This is a genomic window from Polaribacter sp. WD7, from assembly GCF_003335085.1.
Classification (GTDB): domain Bacteria; phylum Bacteroidota; class Bacteroidia; order Flavobacteriales; family Flavobacteriaceae; genus Polaribacter.
In genome coordinates this window covers 49,944-70,342 of sequence record NZ_QPEJ01000018.1, presented here as the reverse complement: position 1 = coordinate 70,342, position 20,399 = coordinate 49,944, and the positions used below count along the sequence as shown (strand labels likewise).

The 20,399-nt window shown below is 31.4% G+C and carries 19 protein-coding genes and 1 tRNA gene; 13 read left to right on the top strand and 7 right to left on the bottom strand.

The features are described 5' to 3' along the window. Positions 1-186: 186 nt before the first annotated feature. On the top strand, positions 187-1,227 hold the full coding sequence (locus tag DUT90_RS09505) for an aldo/keto reductase (RefSeq protein WP_114426950.1): 1,041 nt from the start codon (positions 187-189) through the stop codon (positions 1,225-1,227). On the opposite strand, the gene DUT90_RS09500 is transcribed toward DUT90_RS09505, so the two are convergent. Continuing rightward, positions 1,211-2,029, bottom strand: a complete 819-nt coding sequence (locus tag DUT90_RS09500) for an alpha/beta fold hydrolase (protein ID WP_114426949.1) — start codon at positions 2,027-2,029, stop codon at positions 1,211-1,213. The two genes, DUT90_RS09505 and DUT90_RS09500, sit on opposite strands and share 17 nt — an antisense overlap. A gap of 120 nt (positions 2,030-2,149) precedes the next feature. Here DUT90_RS09500 and DUT90_RS09495 point away from each other — a divergent pair, with 120 nt between their 5' ends. From DUT90_RS09495 to DUT90_RS13380, 3 genes are read left to right on the top strand one after another with little or no spacing between them, the layout of a single operon-like run. Then, entirely contained in the window at positions 2,150-2,956 is an 807-nt protein-coding gene (locus DUT90_RS09495; RefSeq protein ID WP_114426948.1) for a helix-turn-helix domain-containing protein, read from the top strand. Between the two features lie 4 nt (positions 2,957-2,960). Beyond that, entirely contained in the window at positions 2,961-8,753 is a 5,793-nt protein-coding gene (locus DUT90_RS09490; protein WP_114426947.1) for a T9SS type A sorting domain-containing protein, read from the top strand. A 1-nt stretch (position 8,754) separates the two neighbouring features. Next, complete coding sequence (locus tag DUT90_RS13380) at positions 8,755-8,922, top strand: hypothetical protein (protein WP_181858182.1); 168 nt, start codon at positions 8,755-8,757, stop codon at positions 8,920-8,922. Positions 8,923-8,986: 64 nt separating this feature from the next. On the opposite strand, the gene DUT90_RS09485 is transcribed toward DUT90_RS13380, so the two are convergent. The 3 genes from DUT90_RS09485 to DUT90_RS09475 are packed head-to-tail and all read right to left on the bottom strand — an operon-like array spanning position 8,987 to position 11,279. Next, entirely contained in the window at positions 8,987-9,283 is a 297-nt protein-coding gene (locus DUT90_RS09485; protein WP_114426946.1) for a DUF6370 family protein, read from the bottom strand. Between the two features lies 1 nt (position 9,284). Continuing rightward, positions 9,285-9,539: a hypothetical protein gene (locus tag DUT90_RS09480; protein ID WP_114426945.1), complete on the bottom strand. Its 255-nt coding sequence runs from the start codon at positions 9,537-9,539 to the stop codon at positions 9,285-9,287. A gap of 48 nt (positions 9,540-9,587) precedes the next feature. Then, positions 9,588-11,279, bottom strand: coding sequence for a glutamine--tRNA ligase/YqeY domain fusion protein (locus tag DUT90_RS09475; RefSeq protein ID WP_114426944.1), 1,692 nt, complete (start codon positions 11,277-11,279; stop codon positions 9,588-9,590). 204 nt (positions 11,280-11,483) lie between these two features. Between DUT90_RS09475 and DUT90_RS09470 the strand changes: the two genes are divergently transcribed. From DUT90_RS09470 to DUT90_RS09435, 9 genes are all read left to right on the top strand, one after another. After that, complete coding sequence (locus DUT90_RS09470; protein WP_114426943.1) at positions 11,484-11,699, top strand: zinc ribbon domain-containing protein; 216 nt, start codon at positions 11,484-11,486, stop codon at positions 11,697-11,699. A gap of 165 nt (positions 11,700-11,864) precedes the next feature. Further along, positions 11,865-12,245 carry a VOC family protein gene (locus tag DUT90_RS09465; RefSeq protein WP_114426942.1) on the top strand — a complete coding sequence of 127 codons (381 nt, stop codon included), beginning with the start codon at positions 11,865-11,867 and terminating at the stop codon, positions 12,243-12,245. 42 nt (positions 12,246-12,287) lie between these two features. Further along, positions 12,288-12,713, top strand: a complete 426-nt coding sequence (locus DUT90_RS13375; protein ID WP_181858181.1) for a DUF2452 domain-containing protein — start codon at positions 12,288-12,290, stop codon at positions 12,711-12,713. After that, positions 12,714-13,070: a dihydroneopterin aldolase gene (gene folB / locus DUT90_RS13370; protein ID WP_181858180.1), complete on the top strand. Its 357-nt coding sequence runs from the start codon at positions 12,714-12,716 to the stop codon at positions 13,068-13,070. A 60-nt stretch (positions 13,071-13,130) separates the two neighbouring features. Next, a tRNA-Cys gene (locus tag DUT90_RS09455) sits at positions 13,131-13,202 on the top strand. A 173-nt stretch (positions 13,203-13,375) separates the two neighbouring features. Further along, on the top strand, positions 13,376-13,555 hold the full coding sequence (locus DUT90_RS09450; protein ID WP_114426941.1) for a hypothetical protein: 180 nt from the start codon (positions 13,376-13,378) through the stop codon (positions 13,553-13,555). Positions 13,556-13,717: 162 nt separating this feature from the next. Continuing rightward, on the top strand, positions 13,718-14,560 hold the full coding sequence (locus DUT90_RS09445) for an MBL fold metallo-hydrolase (RefSeq protein ID WP_114426940.1): 843 nt from the start codon (positions 13,718-13,720) through the stop codon (positions 14,558-14,560). Between the two features lie 13 nt (positions 14,561-14,573). Then, on the top strand, positions 14,574-16,268 hold the full coding sequence (locus DUT90_RS09440) for a S8 family serine peptidase (protein WP_114426939.1): 1,695 nt from the start codon (positions 14,574-14,576) through the stop codon (positions 16,266-16,268). A gap of 15 nt (positions 16,269-16,283) precedes the next feature. Then, entirely contained in the window at positions 16,284-18,119 is a 1,836-nt protein-coding gene (locus DUT90_RS09435) for a M1 family metallopeptidase (protein WP_114426938.1), read from the top strand. Positions 18,120-18,210: 91 nt separating this feature from the next. On the opposite strand, the gene DUT90_RS09430 is transcribed toward DUT90_RS09435, so the two are convergent. From DUT90_RS09430 to DUT90_RS09420, 3 genes are all read right to left on the bottom strand, one after another. Beyond that, the gene (locus tag DUT90_RS09430) at positions 18,211-18,876 is read right to left on the bottom strand and encodes a LysE family translocator (protein WP_114426937.1); all 666 of its coding nucleotides are present in this window, start codon (positions 18,874-18,876) and stop codon (positions 18,211-18,213) included. Between the two features lie 147 nt (positions 18,877-19,023). Next, positions 19,024-19,731, bottom strand: coding sequence for an OmpA family protein (locus tag DUT90_RS09425; RefSeq protein WP_114426936.1), 708 nt, complete (start codon positions 19,729-19,731; stop codon positions 19,024-19,026). Between the two features lies 1 nt (position 19,732). Further along, positions 19,733-20,191, bottom strand: a complete 459-nt coding sequence (locus DUT90_RS09420; protein ID WP_114426935.1) for a lipocalin family protein — start codon at positions 20,189-20,191, stop codon at positions 19,733-19,735. Positions 20,192-20,399 lie beyond the last annotated feature (208 nt).

Here is a 20,399-nt window from a genome sequence, read left to right as displayed (position 1 = left end):
AAGTTAAATTTATAGAAATCTACGATACATAATCTTAAAAAACGTGTAATTAATATAATTACACGTTTTTTTGTTGGATGTAAAAGTGAAATATTTATTAAAATGTTGAGCTTATTCTTTTATTCGGTTTTAAGTTTTTAATTTAGTTGATTCAATATACATTAAAATAAGATTACACAGTAACAAATGAAATATACAACCTTACCAAATACAGCTATAAAAGTTTCTAAAATATGTTTAGGAACAATGACTTGGGGAAATCAAAATACAGAAGCAGAAGGGCATCAACAAATGGATTACGCTTTAGAAAACGGAGTCAATTTTTTTGATACCGCAGAGTTATATTCTGTTCCTGCTACTCCAGAAACTTACGGAGCAACAGAAAAAATAATAGGAACTTGGTTTAAAAAAACAGGAAATAGAGATAAAGTAGTATTGGCAAGTAAAATTGCTGGAGGAGGAGATTATACAGCCCATATTAGAAAAGGAGGTATCAACAAAAAAAATATTCTTGAGGCTATTGATAAAAGTTTAGAAAGACTTCAGACAGATTATATAGATTTATATCAATTACATTGGCCAAATAGAGGAGTAAACGTTTTTGGAACTAGAGATTTTCCATTAAATACGGCTAACAGTGAAGTAGAGAATTATTTAGAAATTTTAGAAACGCTGAATGATATAGTAAAATCTGGTAAAATAAGAACCTATGGCTTATCAAACGAAACGCCTTGGGGAACAATGAAGTACGTAGAAGCTTCTAAAAAGTTAGATGTAGCTAAACCCGTTACTATTCAAAATTCATATTCATTAATTCACAGAGGATATGAAGTAGGTATGAGTGAGGTTTCTATGAGAGAAAACATTGGCTTATTGGCATATTCACCATTAGCACAAGGTGTTTTATCTGGTAAATATTTAGATGGCAACAAACCAGAAGGAGCAAGAGGTACCTTATTCCCACGTTTTATTGCACGATATATGGGAGACGGATCTTTAGATGCTGTTAAAAAGTATGCAGACATTGCAGAAAAAAACGGAATTACCTTGACCGAGTTGTCTCTGGCATTTATCAATCAATTGCCTTTTGTAACTAGCAATATTATTGGAGCTACTAAAATGGATCAATTAAAAGAAAATATTGGAAGTATTGATATAGATTTATCTGAAGAAATACTCAAAGAAATTGAAGAGGTACATAAAGCTATTCCTAATCCAGCCCCTTAAAAGCTGTTTTTAAGGTTGTTGTATCTGCTACGTGTTTAGAATTTTGTAAAACAATAAAACGTTTAAGAGAAGTAAAACTTTTTTTACTTCTCTTTTTTAGTTTTTCAGCTGGTACAAAAAAGTCTTTTTTAGAAGCAATAATAGTAATAGGTGTTTGTAGTCTAGCCAAATCTTTCCTTTTAAAATTAGGAGTCATAGAAAAATCTATATTAAAATGTAAGAATACTTCTTTTAGATACATAAATGTCTCTTTATCATAATTATCATATAATTGGTCTAAACACTCTATCAAATACTTTTTGTTTTTTGTTTTTTGAAACCTTTTCATTGGTAACACAAACTTAAAAATAGTTTTTATTAGTTTACCATTAATCAACCCTGCAGGAGAGATTAAAAAAACTTCTTTAACATTATCCTCTTCTATAAAAAGCGATTTTAAAATAGGAAAAGCACCAAATGAGATTCCGCACAAGCTTATATTTTTAAAGGCAAAATAATTAATAATTTCTAGTAGCCACTCTCCATAAGTATTCTCTTTTTTATTCAATCTAATAAAATCACTTTTATTGGGTTGTCCTAAAATATCAATAGCAAAAATTTGGTGCGTTTTTGCTAAAAATAAAACCCTATCAAGGGCAAAAGGAGCGCCAGAATTTAATCCATGTATTAAAAAAAGAGGGGGTTTACTACTATTACCACAAACAATAATATGGGTTTTTCCAAAAGAAGTTAAGATTGTTTTTTCTGTATAATTAACATTAATATTTGTTAGCTTAAGGTGATAACAGGTTAAAAAATTCATTTATAACTTCATGAAATTAATAGGTAAAACTACTTGTTTTTTCCATAAAACAGAAGTTTTGTCGGAAATTTACAGATAAAAAAATAACATCTGTAACTATTTTTACACTTTTCTGATATAATGAAGTTTATAAACGATTCTAATTTAAGTCATTCTTTTTATAAAGATATAACACGAATTAATTACTTGGAAGACATGTCTTCTCAATTAATTAGTGATTATGGATATACCTACATTATGCTTTGTTACGGAACAATAGAAGCGTTTAATTACAAAGGAAAAAAAGTTAAAGTACCCGAAGTTTTTATTAAAGGAACAGGAGACTTTTTTACTGTAAAAGCTTATAAGAATAGTTCTTGGTTATCTTTTGAACTACCAAACCATGTACTACATAATGTTACTAAAATTCATTCTAAAAAAAATAGAAATACATTAATAGATCTTTCTTTATATGTAGAAGAAGAAATTATTCAGAGCCTTTATGAATCTCTAAGAAATGTAAATCAAATTGAAGAAATAACAACAATTGCAGACAATCATTTGCGAGCATACTACAAAGATTGGAGTGTATTATTGCCTTCTGTTGAAATTGTTCAATACATTTTGAGAAAAAAAGGAATGCTCGCTACAAAAGAACTTTCTGAAGTTTTCCCTTATTCAGAAAAATCCATAGAACGAATGTTTAATAAAGAAGTAGGTGCAACACCCTATCGTTTTATTTGTTTGGTTCGTTTCAACTACATTATTAGAGAACTAGAACAAAACAAATACACTTCCCTGACCGATTTAATTACCCAATACGATTACTACGATCATTCTCATTTTGAGAAAGATTTTCAAAAATTTTTAGGACAAAGTATTAAAGATTATAAAAACGACAACAATTCGTTACTCTCTAATGGATTGTCTAGAATATATGTAAAATAGAATTATGAAGAAAATTATACTATTATTTTTAATCATTTCGAGCTCCATAAATGCTCAAAACTTTATCCAAACTGATAAAATTGTAGCTTCTGATAGAGGAGCTGGAAGAAGATTTGGAGAGTTTAATGTAGATATTTCTGGTAATACTGCTATTGTTGGAGACTTTAGAAGAAATAGTTTTGCTGGTGCTGTATTTATTTACGAAAAAGATGAAGTGGGTAATTGGCAAGAAGTACAAATATTAGCAGGAGCTGCAGGCACCAGATTTGGGCGTTCTTGTGCAATTCACGGTTCTTACTTAGTCGTTGGTGCAACTTCAGATGCAACTGATACTACTGGAGCAAATCCTTTAGCAAATGCTGGTGCAGCTTTCGTTTACACAAAAAACACCTCAGGTGTTTGGGTTTTGGTAAATAAAATCGTTTCATCTACAAGAGCAGCGTCACAATTTTTTGGTGTTGCTGTAGATATTACAGATACCACTATTGCTGTAGGTAATTTTAGAGATAGTACAGATGGTTTTAGTCTTAATGGTTCTGTAGAGTTGTATCAAAAACAAAGTTCTGGAAATTGGACACATCTTCAAAAAATTACAGCACCAGACAAGGCTTCTAATCGATTTTTTGGGTTTCCATTAAGTATTTCTGGTAATACATTAGTTGCATCACACAATAGAAATGATTCAAGAGGTGTGTATGTTTTTGAAAAACCTCCTTTTGGCAGTAGTTGGCAATTTACCCAACAAATTCCTAAGGGAACCTTTCAAAATTTTGGAAACAGATTGGCAGTTTCTGGAGACAACATGGTGTTTACCTCTAGAGACCAAGCCAATACCAAAACCGTACTTCAATTTTATCAAAAAGATAGTGGTGGTAACTGGAGCTTAAATGCAAACCATGATATTAATTCTTTAACTGTTTTCTCAGTAGCCATGGATGGCGTAAATGCCATTGTTGGAGACCAAGGCAATGATACAGATGCTAACAATACAACTACTTTAACGGATGCAGGAGCAGCGTTTTATTACAAACTAAGGTGGAGAGAACAAACAAGTCCACTTTCTACAAATAACCCTAGTGAGTGGTTTTTTAGTAAAAAAATTACTCCTAATATTAGAAGAACTCAAGATTTTTTTGGTAGAGCTGTAGCTATTAATGGTAATAGTTCTATGGTTTCTGCTATGTTTCACGATTTTGATGAAAATGAGTCTAATTTTTTATCAGAATCTGGTGCAGCTTATTTTTTTGAAGGTGGAAATCCAGGTGGTATCTCAGATAATTTAGCCATTTGGCTGAAAGCAGATGTTGATGTAAATACTGATGCAAATAGTAATGCAATACAATGGCAAGACCAATCTGCCAATCTTCATATTGCTAATGGACAAAACAACCCTATTAAAGTAGATAATGCTATCAACTTTAATCCTGCAATTCGTTCTCCAGATGACAAAACTACCATATTTCTCATAGATTTTAATGCGCTTATAGGAAGCGACTATACCATTTTAGCAATAGCAAAAAGAAATACTAATGCTAATAAAAATTATTTTTTAGGAACTACAGGTTCTTCATTAAATAGAGGACTTCATTTGGGTTATAGAAATAATACCTCTCTAGCTTTAGCACATTTTGGGAATGACTTAGATTTACCGGTAGATGAATATGATAACCCAGCAATTGTTCCTGTTTTGGTAACAGGAACTTTAGACCAAACTATAGGAAGAACACTTAGAGAATTAAAAGATGGAATTCTAAAAAGTACTTCAGATACCAGTACTGCTCCTTTGGTTGGTAACTCATCAGGTACGCTTAATGGTGTTATTGGAACCGGTTTTGACTTTGATGGTTTTGATGGAGATATTGCTGAGGTAATCATTTATTCATCAACATTAACTAATTCAGAATTACGAAAAATCAACTCTTATTTAGCCATCAAATACGGGTTTACACTGCCTAATGCTTCTGGTGGTACAAATGGAGACTATATTGCGAGTAATGGTACTACTATTTTCTGGGATGCTTCATCCAACGCTACTTATCATAATAATATTATAGCTTTAGCAAAAGACGATCAATCTACATTACATCAAACGAAATCAAAAAGTGTTAATACCAATAGTATATTAACCATTGAAAAATTTGGAGGAATTGTCAATAATAGAAATGCAGTTGTAATGGGAAGTACTTCTAAACCTGCAACCTTTACTAATTTTACAGCTTTAGGATCTTATGATTTGCTAGAAAAATCTTGGAGAATGCAAACAACGGGTAACATTGGCAGAATTACAATGAGTTTTACTGTACCAAACAACACAGGAAACCCAGCTGATTATGCATTAATTATTAACGCTAACAATGCAGATTTCACAACAGGCTCTTCTGCTATTACAACGGCTACTATTTCTGGTGATGAAATTACCTTTACCAACATTACATCTAGAAATGGAGCTTATTATACTTTAGGAAGAGTTGCCACAGATGCACCAGGAGGTATTAGAGAAAACATAGTATTATGGATTAAACCTGGAACAAACAGCATAAATAATACTTCTGGTAATGCTGCTACTAATGGTGAAACTGTAGAAACTTGGAAAGATGATTCTAATGATGGCACAAAAACTTTTGTAAATGGATCTTTACAAGCACCCGTTTTGTTAGATAATGCAACAGATAACATTAACTACAATAGTGTAGTAGATTTTTCAGGTGATAGTAAAGGAATGTACATTAATAATTCTAATTATATTTTTTCAAATGGATCAGGTTCACAAGACGGATTTACCTTTTTCTCTATAGTAAAACCAACTGACCAAGCTAGCGCTAAAAACCAGCAATTTATATATGATTTTGGTAATAATTCTGGAGATGGATATGGTTTTGCCTACGGTGATGATAATTTGTATATGTATTCTTCAACTAATTTTGGCGGTGTTAAAAGTGCAATTACCAACCATAGCAATAGTACAAACACATCATTAACCAAACATATTATTGATTTTAATGATAATCAAACTGTACACTTAAATTCAAATCCTATCCCTTTAAAAACAGATGCTATTACTTTATCAAAATTAACAGCAGATGAAATTAATGAACATCCTGTAGGTGGTTTTCAAAATGCTGCTGGTGCTTTTACCATTGGTAGACAATCTAAACAAGGAGGATTTGTTCAAAATAATAATCGAAGTTTTGATGGTAAAATAGCAGAAGTTATTGGCTATAGAAAAGTTTTAAATGCAGAAGAAACCAAAAGAATAGAAAGCTATTTAGCTATTAAATATGCACTAACTTTAGACAATTCTGGCAGTGTAACTCAAGGCGATTATTTAGATTCTGAAGGTAATATAATATGGGATGCTTCTTTTAACCCTCCATCACATAACAAAATCATAGGTATTGGTAGAGACGAAAATCAGCGATTACTACAAAAACAGTCGCACACAATTAACGATAGTATCCGTGTTTATATTGGCAATTTAGCTGCTACAAATTCGTTAAATACAGGAACTTTTAGTAGTAATAAATCCTATGTAATGGTTGGAGGTTCTGGTAAATTATGTGCAACACCTCTTTCAAATTCAGAAGTACCTTCAGTTAATATCACAAGAATGGAACGTGAGTTAAAAGTTACAAAATCTAACTTTGATGATACGTTTAGTATTGATTTTACTATGGCAGCTTGTGCAAACATTATCATTAATAAAGTAAGGTTGTTGGTAGATACAGATTCAAATTTTGATAATGGAAACACAACTTTATTTGCAAATGGAGATCATGGGTTATCAATTACCTATAACGCTCCTGTAATTACAGTTTCTGGTATTTCATCTACTCATATACCTAACAATAGTATTCGCTGGATAACCTTATCAGATATAAATATAACTTTAGCAAATACAACAACTGCAGATGCTACTTTAATTAACGGTTCTTTTGCAACTTTAGGTGGAGAAGTCTTAGGTTTAGGAGGAACATCTGTAACCGAAAGAGGTATTGTATATTCATCAACCAATACAAATCCAACTATTGGAGGTACAGCTGTTATTCAAAATGAAAACGGAACAAATCTAGGCCCTTTTTCAGAAGTAATTACAGGTTTAAATTTAAGTACAACTTATTATTACAGAAGTTATGCTATAAATACATCTGGAATTGCCTATGGTGAAGTAAAAAGTTTTACAACCTTAGCAAATAACACCAATAATTACTCAAGTATAAGAGGAGGGCAGTGGTCTGATGTAAGCAAATGGAGTTTAGGTAGAATACCGGTAACGACGGATAATGTGGTTATTACATCAGGTAGTGCTGTAAGTGTAGATTTACCGAATATAGAAGTGAATGATTTAACTGTTTTAGGAAGAACAATTATAAGAACAGACGCTTCGATTACTGTAAACGGAGATTTTTCAAATTCTGATGAGTTTATTATTACTTCTGATGAAAACGACAGTGGAGTTTTATTGGTAAAAGGAAGTACTACAGGAACAATCAATTATGCAAGAGGAGGCTTATTGGCTAATAGATGGAGTTTAGTATCTCCTGTAGTTCAAAATCAATTGATAGTTCCTTTTGCTCAAAACGCAATCAATAATATTCGTGTTAACACAGCTGCTAATCCAGATAGGTATGCAATTGGGTATTATGAAAGCTTAAATGCACCTGGTAATAGATGGCAATATTTTAATGAAAACACCAATAGTAGTAATGCATTTGAAGTAGGAACAGGATATATTGTTTCTAGAGCTACTGACGGAGCTGTTATTTTTACTGGAAACTTACATGTAGATGATATTAATAAAAATGTTATTGGAAATCAATGGAATGCTATTGGTAATTCTTTTGCAGCCTATTATCCTTTAAATAAAAATAGCGGAAACAATTTTTTAACAGAGAATGCATCAAAGCTAGTAATTCCTGCAGCCTACACTTGGGATAATTCTCAATCAAAATATGTAGCTACTACCAATTTAGTTACATCTACTGAAAAGTTTTTACCTCCAGGACAAGGTTTTTTTGTAAGACCAAATGCGAATACTATTTTACTTTTTGATGAGCAGAAAAGAAGTACTAAACCCAGTTCTGGAACTCATATTTTTGCAAAATCATCAGCTACAACACCATTTATAAAATTATCAGTTTTAGAAGATAAAACTACCGTAAATACAGATATTATTTTTAGTAAAACCGCCACTAAAGGCTTTGATAAAAATGAAGATATTGAAAATTTTAATGGTGCTTCTTTTGATGTAAATACACATTTGATTGAAAATTCTGATGGTAAAAATTACACCATTCAATCTTTACCATTTTCAACCATAGAAAGTACTATTATACCAATACATATTACAGCAAAAAAAGATAAAGATATTATATTCTCTATAAATGCTGTTGATTTCCCAGAAAATATAGACATCTATTTAGAAGATAAAGTAACAAATGCTTTTAAAAAGTTGAATTCGACTAATGATAATAGTTACAGAGTTACTTTACAAGAAGATGTAAATTCAATTGGGCGATTTTATGTACACACTTTAGCTAAAACATTAAAAAATAGCTCAGAAAATAGCTCTTCTATTCAATTGATTAAAAAAGACAATAATCATTTGAGTATTACTGGAATAGTGAATCAAAAAGCAGCAATTAATATTTACAACACTTTAGGTAAAGAAATTTTTAAAACTTCTATCACTGGAAAAACCAACAATATTATAGGCTTACCTGATATAGCTTCTGGGGTTTATATTGTAAAAGTTATTTCTGAAAAAAGAAGTATCACTAAAAAAATAATTATTGAGTAGTATGAAGAAGAAGAACAAAGAAATTTCAAGAAAAGAAGCTTTAAAAAAACTAGGTAATTACGGCAAATATGCAGCACTTACCTCTTTAGGTACGTATTTAATTTTAAATCCTAAAAGAGCTCAAGCACAAAGTATTGACACTCCTGGTGGAGGGTTTGACTCTTTCTAGCATATTAGCATAAAAAATCGAAGCCTTTTTATGGCTTCGGTTTTTTGATTGCTTTTTTTAAGGATTATTCTAAAACAATACTACTTGCTAAAAACTTACCGTTCTCTACTTTACCTGTAACTTTCCCTTTTCTAACAACGTTACAAAAACCGGTATGTTTATCGTGGGCGTCGCCAAAATCATCTATATCAAAACCCGTAACGTAATATGCTTTATCATCAAAACAAACCGCTAAACTACAGCCTTCACCTTCAAGATTAAACTGACATTGACCGCAAGATATTTCTGCATTTTTAGATTGCTGTTGTTCTTTACTGCAAGAGGTAAAAATTATTAAACTCAATAAAATTAGTTGTTTCATTTTATTGGTCTCTAGATTTTAGTTCTATTTTAATCTTCTTCATTGTGGTAAATTGAAGTGGTAAAATAGCGCCACATGAAATACCTACAACAAATAAGGCTAAAAAAGTAGCATTGTTTTCTTTAACAATTAAACCATAGATTGTAGTAGATAACAGAGCAAAAATAACAATAGACAAAGATGTAGATATGATTTTCATCATTTTTAAAGTACCTTTTAACTCTTTGGTAGATTTATGACTAAAATTATTTTCCATACAAATACTGCTTTAAATTTATTACAAAACGTACGCTACTATTCTAAATTACTTTTTTCCATTTCCCCAAGAGTCTCGCAAACCTACTGTTTTGTTGAATACTAATTGTTCAGAAGTGCTATCATCATCAACATTAAAATACCCCAAACGTTGAAACTGAAAACGCTCTCCAATTTTTGCAGTTTGCAAACTTGGTTCTACAAAAGCATTAATTACTTCTAAAGAATTCGGATTTAAAAAATCCATATAGTCTTTGTCTTTGTGGGCATCAGGAGCTTCATCTAAAAACAATCTATCGTAAGCTCTTACTTCTGCTTTTACAGCATGTTTTACAGAAACCCAATGCAAAGTTCCTTTTACTTTACGCATACTTTCAGGAGTTCCACTTCCAGATTTTGTTAACGGGTCATAGGTACACTGAATTTCAGTAATAGTTCCATCAGCATCTTTTGTACAGCTATTAGCAGTAATAAAGTAAGCGTTTTTTAAACGTACTTCTTTTCCTAATTTTAATCGAAAAAACTTCTTATTCGCTTCTTCTCTAAAATCTTCTCTTTCTATATAAATCTCTCTTGAGAAAGGAACTTTTCTGCTTCCAAAACCTTCTTCATAATCATTATAACTTGCATCTAGCATTTCTTCTTCACCTTCAGGATAATTTGTAATTACCACTTTTACAGGATCTAAAACTCCCATAACTCTAGGAGCGTTTTTATTTAAATCTTCTCTTATTTTAAATTCTAATAAAGCAACATCAATAACATTTTCTCGCTTAGAAACACCAACAGTTTCTACAAAACTACGTATAGAAGCTGGTGTATAACCACGTCTTCGTAAACCAGATATTGTTGGCATTCTAGGATCATCCCAACCAGAAACTATGTTTTCTTCTACCAATTTCAGCAACTTTCGTTTACTCATTATAGTATAACTCAAATTTAAACGAGAAAACTCACGTTGTTTTGGTGGTAATGGGTATTTATCTGAACTGTATTCAAAAACTAAATCTCTAAACCAGTTGTACAATTCTCTATGAGGTTTAAATTCTAGAGAACATAAAGAGTGCGAAATTTGTTCTATATAATCGCTCTCACCATGAGTCCAATCGTACATTGGGTAAATACACCAATCGTTACCAGTTCTATGATGATGCTTGAACATAATTCTGTACATTAAAGGATCACGCATTAACATATTAGGCGATGCCATATCTATCTTTGCACGTAAGGTATGTTCTCCTTCTTTAAACTTTCCCTCCTTCATTGATTGAAACAATTGTAAGTTTTCTTCAATACTTCGATTTCTGAAAGGACTATTAGTTCCAGCTTGTGTAGGCGTACCTTTTTGAACGCGCATTTCTTCAGAAGTTTGGCTATCTACATAAGCCTTTCCATCTTTAATCAATAAAATTGCCCAATCATACAATTGCTGAAAATAATCTGAAGAATAACATTCGTTTGCCCAAGTATATCCTAGCCACTTAATATCACGTTTAATAGCATCTACATACTCTTGCTCTTCTTTAGCAGGGTTAGTATCATCAAAACGCAAGTTTACAGGTGCACTATATTTTTCGCCCAAACCAAAGCTAATACCAATGGCTTTAGTGTGCCCAATATGCAAATATCCATTAGGCTCTGGCGGAAAACGAAAACGCAAATTATCTTTTGGCATTCCGTTAGCCAAATCATCCTCTATAATATGCTCTATAAAATTGAGCGATTTAGTTTCTTCAGACATCATGTTAAAATTGAAATGCGAAATTACATAAATATTATGGTTTATTTAAGCGATTAAGAGTGCTTTCCGCTGCAAAACATTACTCATTTTGTAGCATATACTTTCTGTATAATTGGTAAACGTTTGCAGTTTATAAAACAGTTGTTTTTACCAGAATTGTAACAAAAGTTGTAAATGAACTACTTATATATAAAAATACCCATTATGAGTAATCAAATAAGAAATTACACCTGCCCTAAATGCAATGCTAAAACATACAAACTAGGACAAATGCGGGCAACAGGAGGCACGTTATCAAAAATTTTTGACATTCAGAATCAAAAATTTACAAGCGTAACTTGCGAGCGTTGTACGTATACCGAATTCTACAAAACCAAAACAAGTGCAATAAGTAACGTTTTTGATTTTTTTACCTCTTAATTTTAGGGCGTTCCCTTTCAGGTCGCGCTTTCGGTTTTATCTCTGAAACAAGTTCAGGTGATGTCACTGCAATCGCTAACGCGGGCGTATTTGCCAGTTAAAGTTTTCTAAAAGGAAGATTTGGTACTTATTTATTATCGTATTTTTGTATTGTTAAATAAAAGTATGCTTTCCTTTTTATTAAATCATATTGCGCTGTCTGTCAAAAATGTTGATGAGTCTGTTGCTTTTTATAAAAAAGTACTTCATTTAAAAGAAATTAAAAACACAGCATCAAATTCTAAAACCAGATGGTTGTCTTTAGGAGAAGGCAAACAGCTGCACCTTATTCCGCGTCCTAATCTAGAAATAAAAACCAACAAAGCGGTTCATTTTGCATTGTCTACACCAACGTTAGTTGATTTTGTAAAACATCTTGAAAGTTTAGAAATAGACTATTCAGATTGGACAAACACCGTAAATAAAGATTATGTTAGAAAAGACGGTATACAACAGTTTTATTTTCAGGATTTAGATGGATATTGGATAGAAGTAAATAATGCATAGACATAAAAAAGAGGTATCATTTTAAAAGTAAATTTGTAGGTAATGAAGAAAGAAAATAAAAAACCAGATTTAGTTGTCTTTAATGAAGAAAGTCAACAATATGATGCCGCTTTAAAACCTTATGGTACTTCAGCAAGTTCGCCAGTAATTAAGCCACTAAACACAGCTAGTTGGAAAAATGATGGCATTCAGCGGGTAAATAAGCAATTTAAATCTAAATTTGATGAGGTAAAGCAGCAATATGAAGAGTTGATGCAAAAGTTTCAATATAACGATTTAGTGTACAATGCTAAATTTAGTTTTGAACCCAATATTGGCGAAACCTATCATCTATATAAAAATAAAAAAGAAGAGTCTTTTTTATCTATCATTTCACCAGATCAATGTAATTTTGAGCACTTAGGTTCTTTTAGATTAAATTCTGATAAGATGTGGGAAAAAATAGAAGTAGCTCCAAAAGAAGAATAAATGGGTACAATACAGGTAAATAACATCAAATTATATGCAAACCATGGCTGCTTAGAAGAAGAAGCAAAAATTGGTTCTTGGTATAGAGTAGATGTAACGGTAAAAGCAGATTTAAAAAAATCGGCCAAAACAGATAACTTAACAGATACTGTAGATTACGTGCATTTAAACCATATAGTAAAAGAAGAAATGGCAATACGTTCTAAATTATTAGAAGAGGTTGCACAACGTATTTTAGATCGTTTTTTTAAAGAAATACAAATGCTTAAAAAAGCCACTGTATCTGTTGCAAAAATAAATCCGCCTATTGGAGGAAACGTAGAAGAAGTAGTTATTATACTCTCAAAAAAGCGATAAGCACAAAAAATACTTGCAGTAAACTTAAAAAACTGTAAATTTGCAATCCTTTACAACTATGGTGTCGTGGCCGAGGGGCTTAGGCACTGGTCTGCAAAACCAGTTACAGCGGTTCGAATCCGCTCGACACCTCAAAAAGCTTCAGTTTTACTGAAGCTTTTCTTTTTCAGTTGATTACATAAATAAAGTATTTATATATTGTAATTTACAATTCACCGAAAACAATGTGTCTTTTATCGAAAAATGATAAAATAAACTTTAGTCTTATAATACCTTTGAAGAGCAAATTATAAATACTAAAAGTTATGTTTTTACAGATTTTACCAGCAGATAAATTAACATTTACAGAAATTGTATTAGAAAATCAACTTGCATTTGTTGTTTTAGGAATGGCAATTAGTGCTTTTGCAATCATTAGAGCTGCTAAATATTTAAGTAAAATTAAAATAGTTAGAGTTTCAAATAAACCAAGCTATACTTCTTAAACGAGATATATTTTAAGTGTAATAATTAGTTTTTTATTAACATAATCTCACATAATTTTCAACATCTTTGTGTTCTGTGTGCTCAAAAAGGAGCATTTAAAATAATTTGTATCATCATATTGTTATTTTTATAAATAATTTTAATGATGTTAATTATACAGAATGAAGATATATCCTATAGAAACTGGTAATTTTAAGCTAGATGGAGGTGCAATGTTTGGCGTTGTACCTAAAACTATTTGGCAAAAAACCAATCCTGCAGACCAAAATAATTTGATAGATATGAGTATGCGCTCTATACTTATAGAAGATGAAAATCGATTAATTTTGGTTGACACTGGTTTGGGTAACAAACAATCGGATAAGTTTTACAGCTACTACTATCTCTTTGGCGATTTTTCTTTAGATACATCATTAGAAAAACATGGTTTTCATAGAGATGATATTACAGATGTTTTTTTAACTCATTTACATTTTGACCATTGTGGCGGTGTAATAGAAAGAAACCAAAACGGGGTATTGGTTCCTGCATTTAAAAATGCAAAAGTTTGGAGCAATGATAAACATTGGAAATGGGCTACAGAACCCAATCCAAGAGAAAAAGCTTCATTTCTTTCAGAAAATATACTACCAATTCAAGAAAGCGGTCAACTAGAGTTTATTCATAGCAATTATAAAGAACAAATAGGTTTTGATGTCTTATTTGTAGATGGTCATACAGAAAAACAAATGTTACCTAAAATTAGTTACCAAGGCAAAACCATTGTTTTTATGGCAGATTTATTACCAACAGTAGGGCATATTCCGTTGCCATATGTAATGGGTTATGATACAAGACCTTTATTAACATTAAAAGAAAAATCAGCATTTTTAAATTTGGCTGCAGACCAAGACTTTTACCTTTTTTTAGAACACGATGCACAACATGAACTGTGTACGGTAAAACATACAGAAAAAGGAATAAGATTAAAAGAAACCTATTCATTTAAAGGCATATTTAATTAATATATAGTAGATTATGAGAATTATAAAACCAGTTTTATATACCGCAGTTGCGAGTTTGATAATAACAAGTTGTAAATCTATTTCTAAAATACCTGTTCCTAAAGGAGCAGAAAATGTAATAAGTATTCCGGCTAAAACAACACCGCTTTCTGAACAGGAAATGCAAAGATGGAGCCACTTAGATTTGCTTACAGACTCTATACCAGGAATGAGTATAGCTAAAGCCTACGATTTCATTTCAGATAAACAAGGTGTAGAAGTTATTGTGGCTGTAGCAGATTCTGGTATAGATGTGGAACACGAAGATTTAAAAGACGTAGCTTGGGTAAATCCAAAAGAAATAGGAGGAAACAAGATAGACGATGATAAAAATGGATACACAGATGATATTCATGGATGGAATTTTTTAGGAGACGCTTCTGGCAAAATGATTTACAAAGACCAGTTAGAAATAACAAGAATTGTAAAAAGAGGAAACGAAAAATTTGGGGATAAAAAAGCATCAGAAATTTCTGAAAAAGACAAAGCAGCGTACCAACAATATCTTAAATTAAAAGAAGAATTTAAAAACGTTGTAGATAAAAAAGAACAGGAAATAGAAAACCTTAAAAAAACAGAAGAAAGAATTCTACAAATAGAAGAGGCTTTTACAGCAGTAAAAAAACTAGCTGGTAAAGAGCGTATTACAGCATCTGATTTAAAAGATTTAAAGACAGATGATGCCAAACTTTCAGACCAATTAAACATGGTTACCATCATGATGGGTAGAGGAATGACAGCCGAAGGCCTTCAAGATTATAAAAAGCAGTTAAAAGACTATATGGACGGTCAGTTAAATGGTAAACACTACGATTTAGACTTTAACGAGAGAGCATCTTTAGGAGATGACTTGTATGATATTAATGATAAATATTATGGAAATAACAACGTTATTGGTTTCAAAGATTCAGAAAGTCATGGTACTCATGTTGCTGGTATTATTGCTGCAAGTAGAGACAATAATTTAGGTGTAAACGGAGTTGCTCAAAATGTAAAAATTATGGCAGTTAGGGTTGTGCCTGATGGAGATGAGCATGATAAAGATATAGCATTAGGAATTAGGTATGCGGTAGATAACGGAGCAAAAATCATCAATACTAGCTTTGGTAAAAGGTTTTCACCAAACAAAGAGTGGGTTTATGAAGCCATTAAATATGCTGCAAAAAATGACGTTTTAATTGTTAACGCAGCTGGTAATGATGGTAAAGATATAGATGTAAATAAAACATACCCTAACGACTCTAAAGACTTAATTAGCGAAATTTCTGATAATGTGCTAACCATAGGAGCTATGAGTTTAAATTATAACGAAAATTTGCCAGCCACATTTTCTAATTACGGAAAAATTAATGTCGATGTTTTTGCACCAGGAGTAGATATTTATGCTACTTTTCCTGCAGACGAGTATCAGGCAATTAGTGGAACGTCAATGGCAGCACCATCGGCAGCAGGTGTAGCCGCTTTGGTACGTTCTTATTATCCAGCACTTACTGCTAGTCAAGTAAAACATATTTTAATGAACTCTGGGATAAAAATTAATTTTGACGTTATCAAACCAGGGACTAAAGATGAAAAGATATCTTTTTCAGAACTATCTGTTTCTGGTAGAGTAGTGAATGCCTACAACGCCTTAAAAATGGCAGATAGAATGGTAAAAGGAAAAAAATAATTTAAAAATAATAAGATGAAAAAAATTTTATTTTTTGCATGTGGAATTTTGTTTCTAGTTGCCTGTGCACAAACAAAAAATGTTGCTTCTACTCAAAAAGCACAATCAAATACGTATTGGCAACAGCATGTAGACTATACTATGGATATAGACATGAATGTAGATACACATCAGTATAAAGGAATACAAAAATTAGTATATACCAACAATTCTCCAGATAATTTAGATAGAGTTTTTTATCATTTGTATTTCAACGCTTTTCAACCAGGATCTCAAATGGACGTTAGATCTTTAAACATTAAAGATCCAGATAAAAGGGTAGGAAATAGAATTAGCAAATTAGAACCTAATGAAATTGGGTACATTAAAGTAAACTCTTTAAAACAAAACGGAACTGAAGTAACTCATAAGACAGTGGGCACAATTTTAGAGGTAGAATTGAATCAACCCATAAAATCAGGAGAAAGTGTAGTTTTAGAGATGAGTTTTGATGCCCAAGTACCTTTGCAAGTAAGACGTTCTGGAAGAAATAATGCAGAAGGTGTAGCTTTGTCTATGTCTCAATGGTATCCTAAATTAGCAGAATATGACTTTCAAGGTTGGCACACTCCACCATATATTGGTAGAGAGTTTCATGGTGTTTGGGGAGATTTTGATGTAACCATTCATATTGATAAAAAATACACGGTAGGTGGCTCTGGATATTTACAAAATCCGCAAGAAATTGGACACGGTTATGAAGACAAAACAAAACCACTAAATGTTCCGGAAACTTCAAAATTATCATGGCACTTTAAAGCACCTAACGTGCACGATTTCATGTGGGCTGCAGATTCAAACTATAATCATGATGTGGTAACTATGAAAAACGGAATAGATTTACACTTCTTGTATAAAAAAGATTTAGATGGTAAATATTTAAAAAACTGGAAAGATTTACAACCCAAAACAGTTGAGTTAATGACTTATTTTAGTGAAAATGTTGGCCAATATCCTTACAAGCAATATTCCGTAATTCAAGGAGGTGATGGTGGTATGGAGTATGCAATGTCTACGTTAATTACCGGAAAACGTAATTTTGGTAGTTTATTTGGAGTTACTGCACACGAAATGGCGCATACTTGGTTTCAGTTTTTATTAGCATCGAATGAGAGTTTACACCCTTGGATGGATGAGGGTTTTACAACCTATATATCTAATAAAGCATCTCAAGAAATTTTAAATAAAAATAATGAAAATCCGCATCAAGGTTCTTACAGAGGATATAAATATGTGGTAAAAAACGGTATGGAAGAATCGTTATCTACGCATGCAGACAGATACAATACCAATACAGCGTACAGCATTGCAAGTTATTCTAAAGGTAATATCTTTTTATCGCAATTAGAATATGTAATAGGTAAAGAAAACGTAGCTAAAGGATTAAAAAAATATTTTACGGACTTTAGTTTTAAACATCCAACACCTAATGATGTACAACGTACTATGGAAAAAGTATCTGGTATTCATTTAGATTGGTATATGAATGAATGGACACAAACAACGCACACTATTGATTATGGAGTAAAATCTGTAAAAGGAAAAACCATTACTTTAGAAAGAATAGGTAAAATGCCAATGCCATTAGATATAGAAATAACTTATACAGACGGAAGCAAAGATAATTTTAATGTAGCTTTAGAGATGATGAGAGGTAACAAACCAACAAAAGCTATTCTTTTAAAAGATTGGGGTTGGGCGTATCCAACATATTCTTTTGAGGTTTCAAAACCAGTGCAGTCTGTTTATATAGATAAAAGTGGTTTAATGGCAGACATTGACTTAGAGAATAATGTGTTTAAGGTGAAATAATAAACTTATTTTTAATAAACAAAAAAGCGAGGTTTTTAACCTCGCTTTTTTGTTATGATACTTGTTAAGTATGCTTAATTTTAAAAGACGATTAATACATTAAATTATCGATTTTTTCATTGGGAATAAATCCTTTAAGCATTAAAAAAACGCCACAGACTATTAAAATTATCCCCATAATTCTCTTTAATCTATAAATAACCAAAGGAGTCATTTTTTTTTTAAGCTGCTTTGCTAGTAAAATTTTAGCAAAATCCGTAATTATATAGCTCGTAACTACGGTAGCAAAATACCAAAGTATGTACTTCGGATTCATGTCTAAAGTAGGTCCAACAACTACAACTATACCAAGCCAACCCGCTAAAACGCCCACATTGATAAAATTTAAAAAGAAACCTTTAAAAAATAATTTTACGTAATTGTTTTTTATAGGAACTTCTAAAATTTTGGCAGATTCAAGAGCTTCTTTTTTGTTTTGTTTATCAAAATAAGTAATAAGTCCATAAACAATAAGCACCAAACCCCCAATAAAAAATAATCTTGGATCATCTTTAATTTTTTCTAGTAATGTTTTACTACCAAAATAAGCAATTAAAATAAAGCAGATATCTCCTAAAACAACACCAAAATCAAAAACAACAGCTGCTCTTGCCCCTTTTAAAATACTAGTTTGTAAGAGCATAAAAAAAACAGGACCAATCATAAAAGCCATGAAAAAACCTATTAAAAAAGCATTTTTAAAATCGTAAAAGTCCATTGTTTAAAAATACTATTTTTAAATGAAAAGCTAAAATAAAAGCATATTTGGTAAAAGCTTTATTTTTTAGCTTGATAGAAAGTTTTGTACCCAAAAAAGAGCCATTTTAAAATGGCTCTTTGAGATTTAAATAAATACTGTAAAATGTTATTGTTTGTTGGCTTCTACTTTAGCTTCTTTTACCATTTTTTCGTTAGGTACAATGGCTAAATTTACTCTTCTGTTTTTTGCCCTTCCTTCTGCTGTAGTGTTGTCATATTTTGGTTTTGTTTCTCCATACCAAAGCGTTTCAAACCTGCTTTCTGCCACACCATCATTGATTAAATACGCAGTAACTGATTTTGCTCTCTTTTCTGATAAAATTAAGTTGTAATCATCTCTACCAGAACTATCTGTATGCCCAACAACTACAATTTTAGTATCAGGAAATTCTAAGAAAACCTTAGCTAGTTTATCTAGATTTGCTTTAGACTTTGCATTAATATCAGATTTGTTAGTATCAAAATAAACACCACTATTTTCATCAAAAGTAACTACAATACCATCGTCTACTCTTTCTACTTCAGCTCCAGGTACTTCAGTTTCAATTTTCTTAGCTTGGTCGTCCATTTTTTTACCAATTAAAACTCCAGCGCCACCACCAACAACGCCACCAATAACGGCGCCAATTTTACTGTTTTTACCGTTACCTACATTGTTACCAATAATAGCCCCTAAAAGAGCACCAGCACCGGCACCAATTACAGCACCTTTTTGTTTGTTATTTGCATTTTTAGTTGCTTCACAGCTGCTAAAAGAAACTGTAACTAATAGAGCTAATGCAACTATACTTATTTTGTTTATTGTTTTTCTCATCTTATTGTTTTGTAAAATTCATATTTATTAAAAATGGAGTTCCGTCTATAATGATTTTTTGTCTCCATAACATTTCCGTTTCTGTCAATTCTTTTAAATCTATTCTGTAGCCTAAATTGCCTTCATTATTTTTTGGTTTCAACATAAAATCGTAGTAACCAGAATTGGCATCTATTTCTTGAATGACAAAGATAAATTCTCTTTCTCCGGCTACACAACCAGATTCATTAATAGTATACACACCACTGTTGTTGTTTGGTACAAATTTCCAAGAGCTACCTTCTAAACAATCTTTGCTGGCATCACCAAAAAAAGTAACATTATAATTACCGGTTTTACTGTAGGTAATTTTTGATAAGGTCCAATTTCCTTTTATGGTTTTCTTTTTTGTTTTTAGGGTTTTTGTTGCTCCACAAGAAAACAGTGTAGCAGTTAGGACTAGTATTAGAATTTTTTTCATAATTGATAACTATAATTTTGTTCACTCAAAATAAGTTTAAATCTTATTAACTTTTTAACTCATACGATAATAAAGTTGATGTATTTCAGAGAAAAATATTTTTACGAGCTTAAAAGAAATAAACTTATTTAGTTTAGTTGATATCACAAAATTAGATAAATAATAAATGAGAAGTTAGAAAATTCGATGAAATGTAAGATAAACTCCT